Raw genomic sequence first — 17,963 nt, 5'->3', positions numbered from 1 at the left:
GACCCAAGGAGACACTCAGTGAAGACAAGCGAATCCACCATCGGCATCGTCGGCGCCGGCATCGGCGGCCTGGTCGCCGGCATCGCGTTGCAGCGTGCGGGACACGACGTGGTCGTGTTCGAGCAGGCGAAGCAGTTCGCACGCGTCGGTGCCGACATCAACCTGACGCCGAACGCCGTGCGGGCGCTCGACGGCCTGGGTGTCGGCGAAGCGGCCCGCGTCACGGCGGCACGCCCCTCGCATCGCATCAGCCGGACCTACGACACCGGCGAGGAAACCTCGCGCCTCGAAATGGCCGACTCGGCCGAAGCGCGCTACGGCGCCCCGCAGCTCACGATCCACCGCGCCGACCTGCTGGCCGCGCTGGCGGACATGTTTCCGGCCCAGCGCGTGGCACTGGGCAAGCGCGCCAAAACCATCGCTGCCGACGAGGACGGCGTCAGCGTGGACTTCGAGGACGGCAGCAGCTCGCGCGTCGGGGTGCTGATCGGCGCAGACGGCATCCACTCGGCCGTGCGCACCGCGATGTTCGGCGCCGAGAGCCCGCGCTTCACCGGCATCGTCGCGTACCGCGCCGTGGTGCCGGCCGAGCGCGTCGCGAGCGTGCCGAACCTCGGTGCCTTCACCAAGTGGTGGGGCCCGAATCCGCAAAGCCAGATCGTGACTTTCCCGCTCAATCGCGGCAAGGACATCTTCATCTTCGCGACCACGCCGCAGGACACCTGGCATCTCGAATCGTGGACCGCCCCCGGCAGCGTCGACGAATTGCGCGAGCAATACGTCGCCTACCACCCCGAGGCGCGCGCCTTGCTCGACGCCTGCGACACCGTGCTCAAGACCGCGCTGTATGAACGCGATCCGATGCCGGCGTGGGCGAAGGGTCGCATGGCGCTGCTCGGCGATGCGGCGCATCCGATGCTGCCCTTCATGGCGCAGGGCGCCGGCATGGCGATCGAAGACGCCGTCGTGCTGGCCCGTCACCTCGAAGGTGTGGCCATGGCCGATGCCGTCGATGCGTTGAAGCGCTTCGAGAAGGCCCGCATCGAACGTGCGAGCCAGGTGCAGCTCGGCTCGCGCGGCAACAACTGGCTGCGCGAAGGCGGCAACGCCGACTGGGTCTACGGCTACGACGCATGGGCCGTGCCCGTCGCCGCCGAGTCCACCGCGCAATAACCAGAGCCACGACTGAAATCCCGCACGACCCCCCTTTTTTCGATGGAGCGAACCATGACCGACCGTTATCTCGATCCCCACCAGGCGCGCCAGCGCACCCCCACCACCTACGAAGACCTGCTCGGCGATGCGATCGAGCGCGCCTTCGCCGCCGGCATCCACGATCTGCCCGGCCTGGTCGAGCAGCTCAACCAGAGCGGCCTCGCCAGCCCCAGCGGCAAGGCCTGGACCGAGGCTATCTACCGCGAAGAAATGGCCGCCCTCGGCGCCTGAGTCTTCGATCGCCCCCTTTCTCCCAATCAAGAGGAACCGTCATGACCACCACCCACGATGACCCGGTCGACCAGCTGCTCGAAATCGGCCTGAAGGATCTCTGGTATCCGATCTGCCCGACGAGCTTCATCAAGGAATCGCCCGTCTCGCTGCGCCGCCTCGGCCGCAAGTTCGCCTTCTGGCGCGACCATGCCGGCAAGCTACATGCGCTCGAAGACCGCTGCCCGCACCGCGGTGCGCCGCTGTCGCAGGGCGTGATCCTGGGCGACCGCCTGTCCTGCCCGTACCACGGCGTCGAAGTGCGCTGCGACGGCGTCGTCACCCGCGTGCCCGGCAGCCCAGGCTGCAAGCTCGAAGGCTCGCAGGCCACGCGCTTCTATCACGTGGAAGAGAAGGCCGGCGCCGTCTGGCTCTACAACTCGAAGGAGTCGGTCGAGACGCCGCCGCCGCTGGTGCTCCCCGAGCAGCTCACCGACGACGCGCAGTACTCCAGCTTCCTCTGCTATGCGGAATGGAAGGGCGACTACCGCTACGTGCTGGACAACGTGATGGACCCGATGCACGGCACCTTCCTGCACAAGCAGTCGCATTCGATGGCCGAGGGCGACTCCACCGCCAAGTTCGGCATCCGCGCGACGGACACCGGCTTCGTGTTCGAGAAGGAAGGCCAGCGCAACGTCAACTTCGACTGGACCGAATGGGCCGACACCGGCGTGCACTGGATGCGCCTGGAGATCCCCTACCCGAAGACCGGCGGCCCCGGCGGCAACTTCGGCATCGTCGGCAGCTATACGCCGATCTCGCCGACGCTCTCGTGCGCCTTCCACTGGCGCGTGCGCCGGCTGCCCGCGGGCTGGGAGCGCGACACCTGGCGCTTCCTCTACAAGAACCGCCTCGAAGCGCGCCACTGGCACGTGCTCGAACAGGACCGCGTGCTCATCGAGAACATGGAGCCCGACGCCAACAAGCACGAGCAGCTCTACCAGCACGACCTGGGCATCGTGCGCCTGCGCCGCCACCTGCGCGGCCTGGCGACGCAGCAACTGGAAGGCGCGAACGCGTCATGACCCTCGCCGCAATCGCGCGGCGCGACGTCGACCTGCGCACGGCCCCCATGAACTGAATCGTTTCCCCGAGGTTCCCGCCATGTCATCCCCCACGCTGAACGCACTGGTGCACACGATGCGCTACGAGGCCGACGGCATCGTCAGCGTCGAGTTCCGACCGGCCACGCCGGAAGTGGATTTCCCCGCCTTCGAAGCCGGCTCCCACATCGACCTGCACCTGCCCAATGGGCTGGTTCGCAGCTATTCGCTGTGCAACCCGTCGACCGATCGCCAGCGCTATGTGGTCGGCGTGCTCAACGACCGCAAGAGCCGGGGCGGATCGCGCTACGTGCACCAGCAGTTGCGCGTGGGCATGACGCTGCCGATCTCGGTGCCGCGCAACAACTTCAAGCTGGAAGAGGGCGCCGAACGATCGGTGCTGGTGGCCGGCGGCATCGGCGTGACGCCCATCTGGTGCATGCTGCAGCGACTGGTGGCGATCGGCAAGCCGGTCGAGCTGCTCTACTGCGCCCGTGCCCGCAAGGAGGCCGCCTTCGTCGAGGCCATCACCGCGCTCGCGGCCGAGAAGTCGGTGCAGCTCACCTGGCACTTCGACGAAGAGAAGGGCGGCCCGCCGAACCTCGCGGAACTGCTCGGCGACAAGGGCGCCGACAGCCACTACTACTGCTGCGGCCCCACGCCGATGCTCGACGGCTTCGAGAAGACCTGCGAGCAACTCGGCTACCCCCACGCCCACATCGAGCGCTTCGCAGCGGTCCACGTCGAGGCGCCGAGCGCGACACAGAGCTTCATGGTGGAGTGCGCGAAGAGCCGCAAGACCGTGGAGGTTCCCCCAGGCAAATCGATCCTCGACAGTCTGATCGACGCGGGGCTCAACCCCGATCACAGCTGCAAGGAAGGCGTGTGCGGTGCATGCGAAACCAAGGTGCTGGATGGCGAGATCGACCATCACGACGGCATCCTCACCAAGCTGGAACGTGCGTCGAACAAGACCATGATGATCTGTGTCTCGGGCTGCAAGCGCGGGCCGCTCGTGCTCGACATCTAACTCCCCCGAAAGCGGCGCAATCGCCCGGCGGGGTTCCCACCTCGCCGAACGCCGCGTAGACGGGACCGAAGTCGGTTTCCGCACCGCCTTCCAACGCAAAGCGTTTTTTTCAATGGAGAGTGGCAATGCAAGCCAGAGCATTTCGTTGGTATGGCGTCATCACGCTGTTCGTGATCGTTGCCATCTCCTACATCGACCGGATCAACATCGCGGTCCTGATCACCGATTCGGCCTTCCTCGACCATGTGGGGATCGCCAAAGGCGACCGCGTGAGCCAGGGGCTCCTCGCCACCGCGTTCATGGTGGGCTACGGCGTGTCCGCCTTCGTGCTGACGCCGTTCTGCGCCGCGCTGTTCGGCGTGCGGCGCAGCCTGATCATCGGCCTCGGCCTCTGGGGCGTGGTGACCTTCATCACGCCCTGGTTCAGCGGCTACGGGATGCTGCTCGCGTCGCGCGTGTTGCTGGGTGTCTCCGAAGGGCCGCTGTTCTCGCTGGCTTCCTCGTACATCAAGGCGCACTACGAGAGCCACGAGAACGGCAAGCCCAACTCCTTCGTCAACATGGGGACGGGGCTGGGCCTGGCGCTGGGCTATCCGCTCATCGGCTACATGCTCGCCAGCTTCCATTGGGAGACCTCGTTCTACGTGCTGGGCGTCGTGAACATCGCGCTCGGCATCCCGCTGGTGCTCGCCTTCGTCAAGATGCCGACGTCGTACGCCAGTCAGCGCAAGCCGGAGTCCTTCGGCGATGCGATGACGCACGTGGGCGACATCGTCAAGGGTGCGCTGCAGACGCGCTACCTCGTGCTGATCACGGTGCTGACATCCGCGACGCTGGCCTATCTCTGGGGCAGCAGCAACTGGCTGCCGACCTACCTGAAGGAGGCGCGCGGCTTCTCGCTCAAGGAAATGGGCTGGCTCGCTTCGCTGCCGCAGTACGCGACCGTCCTGGCCGTGCTGCTGGGCGGCGTGATCATCGACAGGATCGAGCGGCAGCGGGTGCCTTTCATCTTCATGGCAGCGAGCGCGGGCGTGGCGCTGTCGGTGCTGCTCGCGATCAATGCCCATGACCGCTACCTCGCGGCCTATGCGTTGATCGCCGCCAACTTCTTCTGGGGATTGCAGAGCCCGGCGATTCCGAGCACGGTGCAGTACTGCGCGCGCCCCGAGCATGTGGCGAGCGCCTTCGGCGTCGTCAATGGCACCGGGAGCCTGGTCGCCGGGTTCATGCCGGCGCTGATGGGCGGCGTGATCAGCGCGGTGTCGGGCGGGCAGGGCGCATCGGGCGGTGCCGCTTCGGGCTTCTTCGCGGGCTTCTCGTTGCTCATCGGCACGCAACTCGTGGTGTTCGCTTGCGGCTTCGTGCTGTGGCTGCGTGAGCGTCGGCAAGAACTGTCAGGCATCAGCGCAACGCCGGCCTGACAGGCCCCTTCCTCACTTCATCAGTTCCCGCAGCCAGTCCTTGCACTGATCGGCGTCTTCCAGGGGCCAATCGATGCTGATGGTCTTGTCGAGCTGGCGCACTTCGATGCGGATCGATCGCCCCGAAGTCGGCACGCTCGCCGGCCGGCCGGGCTTGCCGCCGAGCAGGCGTGTCCACCAGCCCGGTTCGATCCCGGTTTCCGGTGCCTGCACGGAGAGCGCGGGTGCGACCGGCTTGCGTGTCGCCGCGATGGGCCTTCCGCTGTCGGACAGGACCGGCGCGTGCGCAGTGGCGGCCTCGGTCGCCTGCGCTGCGGCGGGCGGGGCAGGGCGTTTTGCGACCTCCGCCGGCCTGGATGCGGCCGGCGCGGGAGCCGCTTCGGCCCCGCCATCGATGCGCGCGGCGAGGTTGGTGCCGAACTCTTCCCACATGCGATCGGCCTTGGTCTTCATCACGCTCAGCCCGAAGGTGCCCAGGCGGCCGAGCACGTCGACCTTGACCTTGATGCGCAACTCGGTGCCGCCCTCGGCGGTAGGCGCGAGGAAGATCTCGCTCTGCTGCTTCAGCGAACTGGCGACCGATGCATCCTCGCCCGTGCCTTCGGCGCGCAGGTAGCTCGGCGCGCGCTGCTCCACGATCGTGGTGCGCAGCTTGAACCTGGCGCTCACGAAGGCGATCTTCACGTGCATCAGTGCGACGTACTCGACATCGCTCACGACTTCGATGGACTGCATGCCGGGCACGCAGCCGCCCATCACCTGCGGGTCGAGCAGCATCGCCCACACGCGTTGCGGCGGTGCCGCCACTGTCAGTGTCTTTTCAATTTCCACGCATCTTCTCCGCGGCGGTCAGGATGGATTCGACGATCTGGGTGTAGCCGGTGCAGCGGCACAGGTTGCCGTTGAGCCCGTGGCGCACTTCATCGACCGTCGGGTCGGGGTTGTTCGCGAGCATGGCGCAAGAGGTCATGAGGAAGCCCGGCGTGCAGTAGCCGCACTGGAGTCCGCCGCACTGCATGAAGCTTTCCTGAAGCGGGTGCAGCGCGTCGCCGTCGCCGAGGCCTTCGACGGTGGTGATCTCGCGGCCTTGCACCTGCACGGCCAGCATCAGGCAGGACTTGACGACCTCGCCGTCGACCAGCACCGAGCAGGCGCCGCAGATGCCGGTTTCGCAGCCGCGCTTGGTCCCCGTGAGGTGCAGGTCGTCGCGAAGGAAGTCGGAGAGCAAGCGGCGCGCGGGCATGTCGACGGCTTGCGCCTCGCCGTTGACTGAACATTCGATGCGGTGCTGGCTCATTGCGAAGCTCCTTCATGTGATGCGAGGCCGAACAGTTCGGCCACGGTGCGGCGCGCGACGACGCGCACCATGTCGCGGCGGAAGTCCGCGGAGCCGCGCGTGTCGGACACCGGTTCGATGTCGGCGGCGACGATGTCGGCCACCTCGGCCGCAATGGCGGCGGTGACGGTGCGCCCTTCGAGGAAGGCCTCGGCACGCCGCAATCGCGTCGGGATAGGTGTCGATGCGCCGACGGCGATCCGCGCCTCGCGACACAGCGCGCCGTCGCGCCGCGCGATCAACGCGACGCTGGCGAGCGGACGGTGCTCCGCGGCCGTGCGGAGGAAGCGCGTGTACACGCCCGAGGTGTCGGCCTGAAGCGGCGGAACGCGGATCTCCACCACCATCTCGTCGGGCTCCAGCGCCGTGACGTAGTAGTCGACGAGGAATTCCTCGATGCCCAGCACACGCTCGCCGCGGCTGCTGCCGAGCACGACCTTGGCGTCGAGCGCCATCAGGCAGCCGGGCGGGTCGGTGGACGGATCGGCATAGCAGAGGTTGCCGCCGATCGTGCCCTGGTTGCGCACCTGCGGGTTTGCCACGCGGGCGGCCATGCTGGCGAGCACGGGGTAGTGGGCCTGCACGATGGGCGAATTGGCGACGTCGGCATGGCGCGACAGCGCGCCGATGCGCAGTCCGCGGCGCGCATCGAAGTCGATGCCGCGCAGTGGCGCGAGCCGCGCCAGGGACACGAGGTGCGTCGGCGCCAACATGCGCTGGCGCATGCCGAGCATCAGCGCGGTGCCGCCGGCAATCGCGCGGCAGTCGTCGCCGAGGTCGGCGAGCATGCGGCTGGCCTCGTCGATCGAGTCCGGCTCCAGGTAGTCGAAATCACGCATCGCGCGTCTCCTCTTCCTTGCGCTCGCGCAGGGCGGCGAGGATCTTTTCAGGCGTAATCGGCAGAGCGGTGATGCGCACGCCGATGGCGTCGTACACCGCGTTGGCGATGGCCGGGGCGCCGGGCAGGATCGCCGTCTCGCTCGCGCCCTTGGCGCCGTAGGGGCCGTTGGGGTCGTTCGATTCGACGAAGCCGCCGCGCAACAGGGGCACCGCGTCGGCCGTGGCCATCGTGTAGTCGGCGAAGTTGCCGTTCATCAGGCGGCCGCCTTCGACCTGCATCTGCTCGTACAGCGTCCAGCCGAAGGCCTGCACCGTCGCGCCGTTGGTCTGACCGTGGATCGCGATCGGGTTCAGCGCCTTGCCGCAGTCGTCGGCCACGTAGCTGTCGAGCACGGTCACCTGGCCGGTCTCGGTATCGACCTCGACTTCGACCGCCTGCGCGGCGAAGGAGTAGGCGGGCGCGATGTTGCCGTACACCTGGTCGTCGTGCATGACCGTCCTGGCATCCCAGCTGCCGCTGACCTGGATGCCTTCGCCGCCATGCGTCCAGATGTGGAGCTTCGCGAGCTCGGCGATGGTCGCGCGGCGCTCGGGTGCTTCGGCCACGAACACCGCGCCGCCTGCGATCTTCAACTGCTCGACCGGCACGCTCCATTGCTTCGATGCGAGCGCGAAGAGCTTGTCGCGCGCCATGCGTGCCGCGACGATGGCCGCGTTGCCGGCGGCGATGGTCACGCGCGATGCGAGCGAGCCGATCGCGATGGGCGAGGTGTCGGTGTCCGGCGGCAGGACGTGCATGTGGGCCAGCGGCAGGTCCAGCTCGTGCGCGACCACCTGGCTCAGCATGGTCATCGCGCCCTGGCCCATGTCGCATTCGCCGCTCATGATGAACACGCGGCCGTCCTCGTTGATCTTGACGATCACCGTGGAGCCGTCCCAGTTGCCGATGGTGCGGTTGCCGCTGACGTGCATGGCCGCGGCCATGCCGACGCCGCGCCGCTTCACGCCGTGCGACTTCGGCGACGCGCGCTTCGCTTCCCAGCCGATGGCGTCGGCGGCCTGGTCGATGCACTCCACCAGCCCCGTGCTGCCGATCTGCCATCCGTGGATGGAGACTTCGCCGACGCGAATGGCGTTGCGCTTGTGGATGAGCACCGGGTCCAGCCCAAGCATCTCGGCCATCGTGTGGATGTGGCTGTTGAGCGCGAACTGCATCTGCGTCCCGCCGAAGCCGCGGAAGGCACCGTGCGGCGGGTTGTTGGTGTAGACCAGCGTGGCGTGCGAGCGGACGTTGGGGTTGAGGTGCATGTTGTCGCTGCGCATGGCGGTGACGTGCATCACTTCGGCGGCGAGCCCGGCGTAGGCGCCGCATTCGGCAATGATGCGGACGTCCTTCGCCACGATCAGCCCGTCGCGGTCCATGCCCAGCTTGAGCGTGATGCGTTCCGGCACGCTGGAGCAGGCCGCCAGGAAATCCTCCAGCCGGTTGTTCACCAGCCGCACCGGCTTGCCCGTCTTCACCGCCAGCAGTCCGGCGATGAGGTTGTTGGCGTCCTCCACCAGCTTGCCGCCGAACCCGCCGCCGGTCGTCGCCTGGATCACGCGGATGCTGGAGATCGGACGCTCCAGCGCGGCAGCCAGCCGCAGCCGCGCCTGCGTGACCGACTGCGTCGACGTCCAGACCACCAGCCGTCCATCGGGATCGATGCTCGCCACCGTGCCCATCGGCTCCAGGTACCCCGGATACTGCGCATGCGCGTCGTAGGTAGCCTCGTGCACGACGTGCGCCGACGCGAAGCCCGCCGCAACGTCACCCCGCTCGAATCGAATCTCGTGCGAGACGTTGTTGCGCCCCGGATGAACCCCCGGCGCTTCCTCGTCGAGTGCTTCCTCGGGCGTGAGAATCGCCGGCAGCTCCTCGTACTCGACGCGGATCAGATCCAGCGCATCCCGCGCAATCTCCTCGGTAGTCGCCGCGACCGCAGCCACTTCCTCCCCCGCGAAGCGCACCAGGCCCTCGGCAAGAATGCGCCGTTCCTTGTGATGCACCCCCCACATCGCCCGCGGCGCATCGGCGCCCGTCAGCACCGCCTTCACCCCCGGCAGCGCCAGCGCCTCGGACGTATCGATCGACACGATCCGCGCATGCGGGTAAGGACTGCGCAGCACCTTCCCATGCAGCATCCCCGCAACCTTGATGTCACCCGCATACATCGCCCGCCCAAGAACCTTGGCCCGCGCAGTGACCTGTGGAATGTCGGTCCCCAACGTCGAAGCGCCAGAGCCTGCAGTATTCAAAGAATGTTTCATCGTCAAATGCCCGAATGGAGATCCCTGGCAAGCAAAGCGAAGCCCGTCCGCGAAACACCGCGGATCCGGTTCCGCGGGTCCGCCGGTGTTGCCCCCGGCAGGGGGTAGGCGAAGCGACACGAAGTGCGCGCAGCCTGGGGGCGAGCCCTACTCCGCCGCGATCGCAAGGTACTTGATGACCTTGCCCATCACCACGTAGTCCGTCGAATTGATCTTGCCGAGCACGTCCGGCGCGCCGCCGGCCGGCAGGGCGCCAAACACGGCCAGCTTCTCTGCGACTTCGGGCGAACGGAGGATCTCGTTGAGGTTCTCGTTCAGCAGCTTGACGATGGGTGCCGGCGTTCCCTTGGGCGCGAAGAAGCCGTTCCAGGCACCGACCACCACGTCCTTGTAGCCCAGCTCGGCCAGGGTCGGCACGTTCGGCGCCAGTTTCGATCGTTGCGCGTCGCCGATCGCCAGGGGAATCAGCCGCCCGTTCTGCAGGTACTGCCGGACCGCGCCGAAGGTCACCCAGGCCGTGTCGACGTGGCCGGCGACCACGTCGGTGACCGACGGACCCACGCCGCGATAGGGCACGTGCGAGAACTTCACCCCGGCCGCGTGATTCAGCCATTCGCCGGCGATGTGCATCGGCGAGCCGGCGCCGGGGCTGGCGTAGCTCACGGGCTTGCCGGCCTTGGCCGCGGCGATCAGCTCCGGCAGCGTCTTCACGCCGAGACCGGGATTGGCGACCAGCACGAGCGGCTGCGTGGCGGTGTTGATGATCGGCTCGAAGCCATGCAGCACGTCGTAGCTGGCGCTGGGCGACAGCTTCATCACCAGCGGCGCGGTGGTGAAGGGGTTCGGCGTGAACAGCAGCGTGTAGCCGTCCGCCGGTGCGCGGCTCACGAAGTTGTTGCCGAGGGCGCCACCGGCGCCGGGCTTGTTGTCGACGATGACCGTCTGCTTCAGCCGCTGCGAGAGCTTGTCGGCGAACAGGCGTGCGATGGCATCCGTGTCGCCGCCGGGCGGATAGGACACGATCACGCTGATCGTCTTGGACGGGTAGTCGGTCTGGGCGATGGCGTGACCGGCGGTCATGGCGCATGCCGCCATCGTGGCCGCGAGAAGGACTTGGCGACGGGTCGAGAACATCACTGGCTCCTGGAAGGGCCATGCGCGTCGTGGGAAGCGTGCATGGCAGCTGGCAACGGAATGGAATGGCGATTCATTAGTAAAACAACGATTCACTAACGAACGCTTCATTGTGCCGTCATTGTTGATGCATCAACTTGCCGTAACTACTGATTGACGTTTAGAGATTAATTGATCTATCCGGTATCTGCGGTTACCGGCGACAGCGTGAAACAATGCAGGCCAATGACAGACAAAAGCACCATTTCCCCCGTGGCCGAGCCGCCCACGCCCTGGACAGAACTCGACGAAGCAGGCACGACGCTGACGGTCGATGCCTTCATCACGACCATGATGAGCCAGGTGGGCAACGCGCTCCGGCGCACCATCACGCTGCCGTACGCGGATCAGTTCGGCCTGTCGGTGTCGGAATGGCGGGTGCTGTCGCTCGTGGCGCATGCGGAGCGCCTGGCGTTCAGCGAACTTGTGAAGCAGTCGACCTCCGACAAGGCGCTGGTCAGCCGCACGCTGAAGCTGCTGGAAGGCCGAGGACTGGTCGAGTTGCAGGCGGAAGGCAACACGCCGCGCAAGAAGGTCTGGTGCGCCGTGACGCCGGCCGGCAAGGCGCTGCACGCAGAGGCGATTCCCATCGCACGCCGGCGCCAGGCGGCCGCGATCCGCGCGCTGACGCCCGACGAGCGGGATGCGATGTACCGCGCGCTGCTCAAGCTGCGCGAGTACTGCAGGGCGGCAGAGGAAGCGCGCGACGAGGATTCGCCTGACGCATCCGCATTGGATATTTGACTCGCCCCCAGGCTTCGCGCACTGCGTGTCGCTTCGCCTACCCCCTGCCGGGGGCAACACCAGCGGCGCGGCGAAGCCGTGCCGCGGTATTTCGCGAAGGAGGCCCGCTTCGCGGTCCGGCGAGGCGCTTAGTTTTTGTAGGTGGGGTCGATGCGGTCTAGTTTGCGGATCAATGACGGCCAGACGAAGGCCCCGCCCATGCCGCCTGTCTGCACCTTCATCGCATGACCCACGCCTTCGACGATGCGTGGGTCAACCTGGGTCAGCTCGCCGCCACCGGCTTGCGCGGCGATCTGGATCTGGCAGGTGTTCTCGAAGGTGTACATGCTGAGGAAGGCGTCCGCGATGGTCTTGCCGACGGTGAGCAGGCCGTGGTTGCGCAGCATGAGGAAGTTGGCGTTGCCCATGTCGGCCTGCAGGCGCGGCTTCTCGTCGTCGCGGAAGGCCACGCCTTCGTAATCGTGATAGGCCAGCGATGCGAGCACGAAGGTGGATTGCTGGCTGATCGGCATCACGCCGTTCTTCTGCGCGCTGACCGCGATGCCGGCGCGCGTGTGGGTGTGAAGCACGCACTGGATGTCTTCGCGCGCCGCGTGGATCGCGCTGTGGATCACGAAGCCGGCCGGATTGACCGGGTAGGGCGAGTCGATCACCTTGTTGCAGTCCTTGTCGACCTTGATGAGGCTGGACGCCGTGATCTCGTCGAACATGAGGCCGTACGGATTGATCAGGAAGTGGTGCTCCGGGCCGGGCACGCGCGCGCTGATGTGCGTGAACACGAGGTCGCTCCAGCCATACAGCGCGACCAGCCGGTAGCAGGCCGCAAGGTCGACGCGCAGCTGCCATTCTTCGGCGCTGACGAGCTTCTGGGTTTCGCTTTGGGAGGTGGCGTTCATCGAGGGTCTCCTGGGATGCGTGGGGTGATCAGGCGGCGGCCGATTCTGCCGTTGCCGACTTGTAGATGCTCTGGCGGGGCTGCGCCATCACACGTCGCAGCATGGGCGCGAATTCGCTGATCGGCAAGGTCTCGGCCTTCGGGTCGAAGGCGGGGTTGTCGTACAGCTCGCAGAACTCGGCGGTGCGCTCGAAGTTCGGATGGCTGCGGAAGTTCTCGCGCAGGTCGCGGTCGAGCCCGATGTGATGGAAGAAGTAGTGCCCCTGGAAGATGCCGTGGTGCTGGACCATCCAGTGGTTCTCCTCCGTCACGAAGGGCTTGAGGATCGCGGCCGCGATGTCCGGGTGGTTAAGGGTGCCGAGCGTGTCGCCGATGTCGTGCAGCAGCGCGCACACGACGTATTCCTCGTCGCGGCCGCCGCGCAGTGCGCGCGTGGCGGTCTGCAGGGAGTGCGAGTAGCGGTCGATCGGAAAGCCGCCGTAGTCGCCTTCGAGGATCTGCAGGTGCTTGATCACGCGCTCGGGCAGGCCTGTCGCGAACTGCATGAATTCGCCGCCGATCACTTGCCAGTCTTCGCGCGTGCTGTCCTGCATGCGGGTGAAATTCGCTCTTGCGTTCATCGTGAAGTCTCCTGTGGGGTGCGGCCACTGTAGACCCGTGCTTGACGCTCAACTGTCAAGAATTTGACAATGGAGCGCTCTCGTAAACCCCCGGAAGCCAGGACTTGCCTTCATTGCCCCGCCCGCAATTGTCCGCAGCGCATCGCGCGGCCGTGGAGTCCAACCCGTGGTTCGCGTCCATGCCGCGTGCCCAGCGCGAGGCGCTGCTCGGCGCGGCCGAACTGATCCACCTGCGTCGCGGCGCGATGGTGTTCAGGCAGGACGATCCGGTGCACGTGGCGGGCGCGGCCTTCTTCGGACTGGCGGCGGGGACGATCAAGATATCGACGCTGCGGCAGGACGGCCGGGAAGCGATCCTCGCCGTGCTCGAACCCGGCAACTGGTTCGGCGAGATCAGCCTGATCGACGGCTCACCGCGCACGCACGATGCCACCGCGCTCTCCGCGCTCGACCTCCTGGCCGTTCCCTACGAAGCCTTCGCGCAGCAGATGCAGGACGCCGCCTTCGCGCGCGCCATTGCAGCCTTGCTGGCGGCACGTGTTCGCGGTCTCTACGGCCTGATGGAGGACGCCACGTTGCGCGGCCTGCGGGCGCGCGTGGCGCGTCGGCTTCTGGCGCTCGCGCGTGGCGACGCGACGCAATCGCCCGAGCCGCGCCGCAGCGTGGCGTTGCCCCAGGAGGCGCTCGCGATGATGCTCGGCGTGACGCGCCAGACCCTGTCGAAGGAACTCAACGCGCTCGCGCATGAAGGCGTGATCGCGTTGGGCTACGGGCGCATCGAGCTGCTTTCGCCCGACGCGCTGCGGCAGCTCGGCAATGCAGGGTAGCCGCCGGCTTCAGCGGAGGACGCGGCCGTCCTTGGTGATGCTGATGAGGTCGATGGTCCGGCCCGGATCGCGCAGCCCTGGCCGGAGGTTGATGCGGAAGCCGCCGACGTCGTAGTCCGTCATGCCGGCCATCACGCGCTGCAGCGCCGCGGGCGTGAAGCCGCGGCCGGCGCGCTTGATGGCTTCGCCTGCCGCCTTGGTGGCGATGAAGCCCTCGAGTCCTTCGTAGGAAGGCGCCTGGTCCGAGTTGTCGACGGCTGCGAGGTACTCCTTGACGATCGGGATCGCCGAGGAGCGCGGCGAGGGCACCACCTGCGAGATCACGATGCCGCCGATGTCCTTGCCAAGCTCCGTGTAGAGCGGGTCGATGCCCACGATCGAGAACGCCATGAAGGCGCCTGAATAGCCGCTCTTGCGCAGCTTCCGGATCACATTGGCTGTGGTGGTCGAAAGCGACACCAGGATGATGGCCTGCGGCGACTCCTTCTGCACCGCCGCGAGCGCTGCATCCAGCTTGCCCCCGGTCGTGGGCACCAGCGCATTTGTCACCAGCGGGGGGAGCTTGAGTTCGGTCACGGCCTGCTGCACCGCCGCCAGGCCGGCACGGCCCATGGCGTCGTCGTCGCCGATCAGCGCGATGCGCGTCTGTCCGACCGTGGCGCACTGCCGAACGATCTTGAAGGCCTCGTCGGCCATGCTGGGTCGGACGTGGAACACATTCGGATGGCCCGCTGCGCGCAGGTTGTCCGCGGCGGCAAAGGGGGCGAACAGGACGGTGCCCTGTTGTGCTGCCGCAGCCGCGCCGGCTTCGCTGCTGGCGGTGCCGACGAAGCCAAAGAGCAGGTCCGCCTTGTCGGCGGTCAGGAGGGTGCGGGCGTTGGCGGTGGCGCGCGCGGCGTCGTAGCCGTCGTCGAGTTGCACCAGCTTGAGCTGGATGCCGCTGCTCGCGCTGCTTTCATTGAACGCGGTCGCGTAGAGGCGGCAACCCGCGGCGAACGCGAGGCCGATCTCGCTGGCGGCGCCCGTCAGCGGCACCGATTGGCCCAGGACCACCGTGCGCACGCCACCGGTCCCGCCGGCGCCGACGCCAGGTGCGGCGGCGCGCGGCGCGGTCTGCGCATGGCTCGTCCGGCCCGAATACAACCCTCCGCCGACCAGCAGCGCACTGGCCGTGCCGAGCCAGGTCCTGCGAGACAGAGACAGGTTCATCGGATACCTTTCGTTGTATTTGACAGAAAAATGTAGCAACTTCGATGCCGCAACAGAAGGTAGTAAGTCACGCAGGCGCTTCGATACGGGAACTTTTGACGTTTTGATGGGTGGATCTCGGCAATTCAGATCACTAAATTTGTAAACTTTTGTATGTCCAGTGTGGCATTTTGCACAGTGCGAAAGTGCCCTCCGCTGTCAACATTCCGCCTGGACCGGAAACCATCCGGCTGGATGAAATGAAGCAAACGTCAATCGATATCGCACTGCTGGAAAACGCCCTGGCCACCATCGAGAGGGTCCTCGCGCACGCCGACAGCGAGCTGCACGGCACCCCGTACCACGGCCCCACCGCCAATGTTCCCCTTGAAGCCGTGCGCACGGAGGACCAGCGGTTCCGGGCCAGCGCCGCGCAGTCCGCCATCAACATCTGCCTCAGTTCCGCGGCCGCGCTGGTCGACGTCAGCCAGGCGCTGATGAGCAAGCCGGTCGACCGGGCCCCTGATGAACTCGAACGCGACTGGCAGGCGCTGATCACCCACACCAAGATCGCGAGCCGCTCCGCCTACCGCGCCGCGCTCGTCATGGCGGCGCAGAAGAACGTGCTCGCAGCGCAAGGCCTTGCGCCCGCAGAGGCGAAAGAGCTTCCCATCGTCACGCACTGAACGCCAGGCGACATGAAGGTGAGATGCCCGATCTGCGACACCGAGAACCGCGGTATTGCCAAGTTCTGCATCGAATGCGTCAACCCTTTGCCCACGGCGCTTGCAGCGCCCGGATTCGCGCGGACGGAGTACGCGCCGCCACCGGAGCCACCGCGCAAGCCCAAGTCGACGAGCGCTTTCGCGCCGGCCGCGGAGCCGAGAAAGAGCGTGTGGTTGAGTGTCGGCGGGCTCGTCGTGGCGCTCGTCGTCGGGACGGCCGCGGGGTGGATGCTCGCGGGTCCGGATGCGGTGTACAAGCTCGAGCCGGAGGCTCCGCCCCCTGCCATGCCCGCGGCTCCAGCGCCCGCGCTCGTCATGCCGATCGCGTTGCCTGCGCCCACGGTGGAGCCGACGCCGGCCGAGCCCGGGGCGGCTGTGCCGCAAACCTATTCGCTGTCTCCGCACCCGACGCGGGACGAAGTTGCCAAGCCTGTGGCACCGGCACGCATCCCGAACCGGCCGCAGGCCGAAGCGGTCGATCCGGGCGCCGCCTGCGCCGGCTTGAACTTCTTCGCCGCGGCGCGGTGCATGGCCGCGCAATGCCTCAAGCCTGCTTTCAAGCCACACCCGCAGTGCGAAGCGGTGCGCAGGCAGCAGCGGATCGAAGAAGAAAAACGCAATCCGATCCTGGCGAACTGAGCTTTGCCGATCAGCGGCGTTCGAACACCACGTCCCACACGCCGTGGCCCAGCTTGAGCCCGCGATTCTCGAACTTGGTGAGCGGGCGATAAGACGGCTTCGGCGCGTAGGCTTCGGCCGTGTTGCGCAGCAGCGGTTCCAGCGAAAGAACTTCGAGCATCTGCTCGGCGTAGGGCTGCCAGTCGGTGGCGCAATGCAGGTAGCCGCCCGGCGCCAGCCGTCCCGCCAGCTTGCGGACGAAGGGCGACTGGATCAGCCGTCGCTTGTTGTGCCGCGTCTTGTGCCACGGGTCCGGAAAGAACACGTGGACACCGGCCAGCGTGGCCGGCGGCAGCATGTGGTCGAGCACGTCGACCGCGTCATGGGCGCAGATGCGGATGTTCTGGAGGTTCTGCTCGCCGATGCGCTTGAGCAGGGCGCCGACGCCGGGCTCGTGCACTTCGCAGCACAGGAAGTTCTTCTCCGGCATGAGCGCGGCGATGTGCGCCGTGGCTTCGCCCATGCCGAATCCGATTTCGAGGATGGTCGGCGCATTGCGGCCGAAGGTCGCTTCGAAGTCGAGCGGCGCGGCGGCATAGGGCAGCAGGAATTTCGGTCCGAACTGTTCGTACGCGCGTGCCTGCCCGTCGGTCGTGCGGCCGCCGCGCTTCACGAAGCTCTTCAGGCGGCGGTGCAGCGGGTGCGCCTCGCCGGTCGGTTTGTCGCCGGCCGGACTGTCGTCCGGCGGGTCGCGGGGGAGGTCGGTGGTGGGGCTGGTCATCAAGGCCCGGGATTGTAGAGATCGCGCCATTGCGGCACCCAGCCTGCAAGCGCTTCGCCTGCCGATGGGGCATCCGTTGCAGTCAGCCCCAACACCCGTGCCGAAGCGTTCAGGGCCGCCAGTGAATCTTCCGGCGTCGAAGTGTTCAGGGGCGTTGCGCCGTTCTGCTTGGACAGCTTGTCGCCATCCGCGCCGAGTACGAGCGGCGTGTGAAGGTAACTGGGCGTCGGCACGCCGAGCGCCTGCTGGAGCAGGATCTGCCGCGCCGTGTTGTCGGCCAGGTCCTCGCCGCGCACGACGTCGGTCACGCCTTGATCGGCGTCATCGACCACGACCGCGAGTTGATAGGCCCACGGACCATCGGCCCGCTTCAGCACGAAATCGCCGACCTCGCGCGTCACGTCCTGAGACGAGCTGCCGAGGCGTCGGTCCGTCCAGTGAAGCACGCTAGATCCCCGCGGCGATTGGAACCGGGCGGTGGCGAAGCGCCAGGCCCGCGCCGGCTTGCCGTGCAGGCCATCGCGACAAGTGCCCGGATACACGCGTTCGCCATGACGGGCGTGCACGATGCCGCTGCGCGCGAGCGCCTCGTCGATGTCCTTGCGCGAGCAGCCGCAGGGGTAGGCCAGTTGCGAGGCCCTGAGTTGGTCAAGAGCCCGTTCGTAAAGCGCGGTGCGACTGGTCTGCCAGACAGGCGCCTCGTCGGGCGTCATGCCGCAGGCAGCCAGTTGCCGGAGGATTTCGTCGCCCATGCCGGGCAGGCAGCGCTCCGTGTCGGCATCCTCGATTCGCACGAGCCAGCGGGCTTGCGGGCCTCGGGCTCGCACATCCAGCCAGCTTGCGAGCGCCGCGACGAGCGACCCCGCGTGCAACGGTCCCGTGGGTGAGGGCGCGAAGCGGCCGATCCGGATCATCACCGCGAGG

General features: G+C 67.2%; 19 protein-coding genes. 9 read left to right on the top strand and 10 right to left on the bottom strand.

Annotation, left to right across the window (positions count from 1 at the left end; translation table 11 throughout):
• Nucleotides 1-18 precede the first annotated feature (18 nt).
• The 5 genes from ACSFBL_RS16285 (at nucleotide 19) to ACSFBL_RS16265 (ending at nucleotide 4,982) form a co-directional block, all read left to right on the top strand.
• Complete coding sequence (locus ACSFBL_RS16285) at nucleotides 19-1,173, top strand: FAD-dependent monooxygenase (protein ID WP_435516815.1); 1,155 nt, start codon at nucleotides 19-21, stop codon at nucleotides 1,171-1,173.
• A 54-nt stretch (nucleotides 1,174-1,227) separates the two neighbouring features.
• Nucleotides 1,228-1,446 (top strand): recombinase-like helix-turn-helix domain-containing protein, encoded by a 219-nt coding sequence (locus tag ACSFBL_RS16280; protein WP_435516814.1) that lies wholly within the window; start codon nucleotides 1,228-1,230, stop codon nucleotides 1,444-1,446.
• 41 nt (nucleotides 1,447-1,487) lie between these two features.
• Nucleotides 1,488-2,513, top strand: a complete 1,026-nt coding sequence (locus ACSFBL_RS16275) for a Rieske 2Fe-2S domain-containing protein (RefSeq protein WP_435516813.1) — start codon at nucleotides 1,488-1,490, stop codon at nucleotides 2,511-2,513.
• Between the two features lie 79 nt (nucleotides 2,514-2,592).
• Nucleotides 2,593-3,561 (top strand): PDR/VanB family oxidoreductase, encoded by a 969-nt coding sequence (locus ACSFBL_RS16270; protein ID WP_435516812.1) that lies wholly within the window; start codon nucleotides 2,593-2,595, stop codon nucleotides 3,559-3,561.
• Nucleotides 3,562-3,686: 125 nt separating this feature from the next.
• Entirely contained in the window at nucleotides 3,687-4,982 is a 1,296-nt protein-coding gene (locus ACSFBL_RS16265) for an MFS transporter (protein ID WP_435516811.1), read from the top strand.
• A 12-nt stretch (nucleotides 4,983-4,994) separates the two neighbouring features.
• Here the strand turns inward: ACSFBL_RS16265 and ACSFBL_RS16260 are convergent, their stop codons facing one another.
• The 5 genes from ACSFBL_RS16260 to ACSFBL_RS16240 form a co-directional block, all read right to left on the bottom strand.
• Entirely contained in the window at nucleotides 4,995-5,813 is an 819-nt protein-coding gene (locus ACSFBL_RS16260; protein ID WP_435516810.1) for an SRPBCC family protein, read from the bottom strand.
• Nucleotides 5,803-6,279 carry a (2Fe-2S)-binding protein gene (locus ACSFBL_RS16255; RefSeq protein ID WP_435516809.1) on the bottom strand — a complete coding sequence of 159 codons (477 nt, stop codon included), beginning with the start codon at nucleotides 6,277-6,279 and terminating at the stop codon, nucleotides 5,803-5,805. The genes ACSFBL_RS16260 and ACSFBL_RS16255 overlap by 11 nt, the downstream gene beginning before the upstream one ends.
• Nucleotides 6,276-7,157, bottom strand: coding sequence for an FAD binding domain-containing protein (locus ACSFBL_RS16250; protein WP_435516808.1), 882 nt, complete (start codon nucleotides 7,155-7,157; stop codon nucleotides 6,276-6,278). The genes ACSFBL_RS16255 and ACSFBL_RS16250 overlap by 4 nt, the downstream gene beginning before the upstream one ends.
• Nucleotides 7,150-9,468 carry a xanthine dehydrogenase family protein molybdopterin-binding subunit gene (locus tag ACSFBL_RS16245; RefSeq protein ID WP_435516807.1) on the bottom strand — a complete coding sequence of 773 codons (2,319 nt, stop codon included), beginning with the start codon at nucleotides 9,466-9,468 and terminating at the stop codon, nucleotides 7,150-7,152. Before ACSFBL_RS16245 ends, ACSFBL_RS16250 begins: the two co-directional genes overlap by 8 nt.
• Nucleotides 9,469-9,615: 147 nt before the next feature.
• Entirely contained in the window at nucleotides 9,616-10,602 is a 987-nt protein-coding gene (locus tag ACSFBL_RS16240) for a Bug family tripartite tricarboxylate transporter substrate binding protein (RefSeq protein ID WP_435516806.1), read from the bottom strand.
• 225 nt (nucleotides 10,603-10,827) lie between these two features.
• Between ACSFBL_RS16240 and ACSFBL_RS16235 the strand changes: the two genes are divergently transcribed.
• Nucleotides 10,828-11,385, top strand: coding sequence for a MarR family winged helix-turn-helix transcriptional regulator (locus ACSFBL_RS16235; protein ID WP_435516805.1), 558 nt, complete (start codon nucleotides 10,828-10,830; stop codon nucleotides 11,383-11,385).
• 128 nt (nucleotides 11,386-11,513) lie between these two features.
• Here the strand turns inward: ACSFBL_RS16235 and ACSFBL_RS16230 are convergent, their stop codons facing one another.
• Both ACSFBL_RS16230 and ACSFBL_RS16225 read right to left on the bottom strand, forming a co-directional pair.
• Nucleotides 11,514-12,281, bottom strand: coding sequence for a class II aldolase/adducin family protein (locus tag ACSFBL_RS16230; protein WP_435516804.1), 768 nt, complete (start codon nucleotides 12,279-12,281; stop codon nucleotides 11,514-11,516).
• 28 nt (nucleotides 12,282-12,309) lie between these two features.
• Nucleotides 12,310-12,900, bottom strand: a complete 591-nt coding sequence (locus ACSFBL_RS16225) for an HD domain-containing protein (RefSeq protein ID WP_435516803.1) — start codon at nucleotides 12,898-12,900, stop codon at nucleotides 12,310-12,312.
• Between the two features lie 179 nt (nucleotides 12,901-13,079).
• Here ACSFBL_RS16225 and ACSFBL_RS16220 point away from each other — a divergent pair, with 179 nt between their 5' ends.
• Nucleotides 13,080-13,727: a Crp/Fnr family transcriptional regulator gene (locus tag ACSFBL_RS16220; RefSeq protein ID WP_435516955.1), complete on the top strand. Its 648-nt coding sequence runs from the start codon at nucleotides 13,080-13,082 to the stop codon at nucleotides 13,725-13,727.
• 9 nt (nucleotides 13,728-13,736) lie between these two features.
• On the opposite strand, the gene ACSFBL_RS16215 is transcribed toward ACSFBL_RS16220, so the two are convergent.
• Nucleotides 13,737-14,930 carry an ABC transporter substrate-binding protein gene (locus ACSFBL_RS16215; RefSeq protein ID WP_435516954.1) on the bottom strand — a complete coding sequence of 398 codons (1,194 nt, stop codon included), beginning with the start codon at nucleotides 14,928-14,930 and terminating at the stop codon, nucleotides 13,737-13,739.
• Nucleotides 14,931-15,121: 191 nt separating this feature from the next.
• Between ACSFBL_RS16215 and ACSFBL_RS16210 the strand changes: the two genes are divergently transcribed.
• A complete protein-coding gene (locus tag ACSFBL_RS16210) occupies nucleotides 15,122-15,601 on the top strand; it encodes a hypothetical protein (protein WP_435516802.1) in 480 nt (159 codons plus the stop codon).
• Between the two features lie 12 nt (nucleotides 15,602-15,613).
• Nucleotides 15,614-16,279, top strand: a complete 666-nt coding sequence (locus ACSFBL_RS16205; RefSeq protein ID WP_435516801.1) for a hypothetical protein — start codon at nucleotides 15,614-15,616, stop codon at nucleotides 16,277-16,279.
• Nucleotides 16,280-16,289: 10 nt separating this feature from the next.
• On the opposite strand, the gene trmB is transcribed toward ACSFBL_RS16205, so the two are convergent.
• Together trmB and gluQRS are read right to left on the bottom strand one after the other, a co-directional pair.
• Complete coding sequence (gene trmB, locus ACSFBL_RS16200; RefSeq protein WP_435516800.1) at nucleotides 16,290-17,039, bottom strand: tRNA (guanosine(46)-N7)-methyltransferase TrmB; 750 nt, start codon at nucleotides 17,037-17,039, stop codon at nucleotides 16,290-16,292.
• Nucleotides 17,039-17,953: a tRNA glutamyl-Q(34) synthetase GluQRS gene (gene gluQRS / locus ACSFBL_RS16195; protein ID WP_435516799.1), complete on the bottom strand. Its 915-nt coding sequence runs from the start codon at nucleotides 17,951-17,953 to the stop codon at nucleotides 17,039-17,041. The genes trmB and gluQRS overlap by 1 nt, the downstream gene beginning before the upstream one ends.
• Nucleotides 17,954-17,963: the final 10 nt, after the last annotated feature.

This window comes from Variovorax glacialis (genome assembly GCF_051216375.1).
Taxonomy (GTDB): Bacteria; Pseudomonadota; Gammaproteobacteria; order Burkholderiales; family Burkholderiaceae_C; genus Variovorax.
This window is presented reverse-complemented; position numbering and strand designations above follow the sequence as displayed.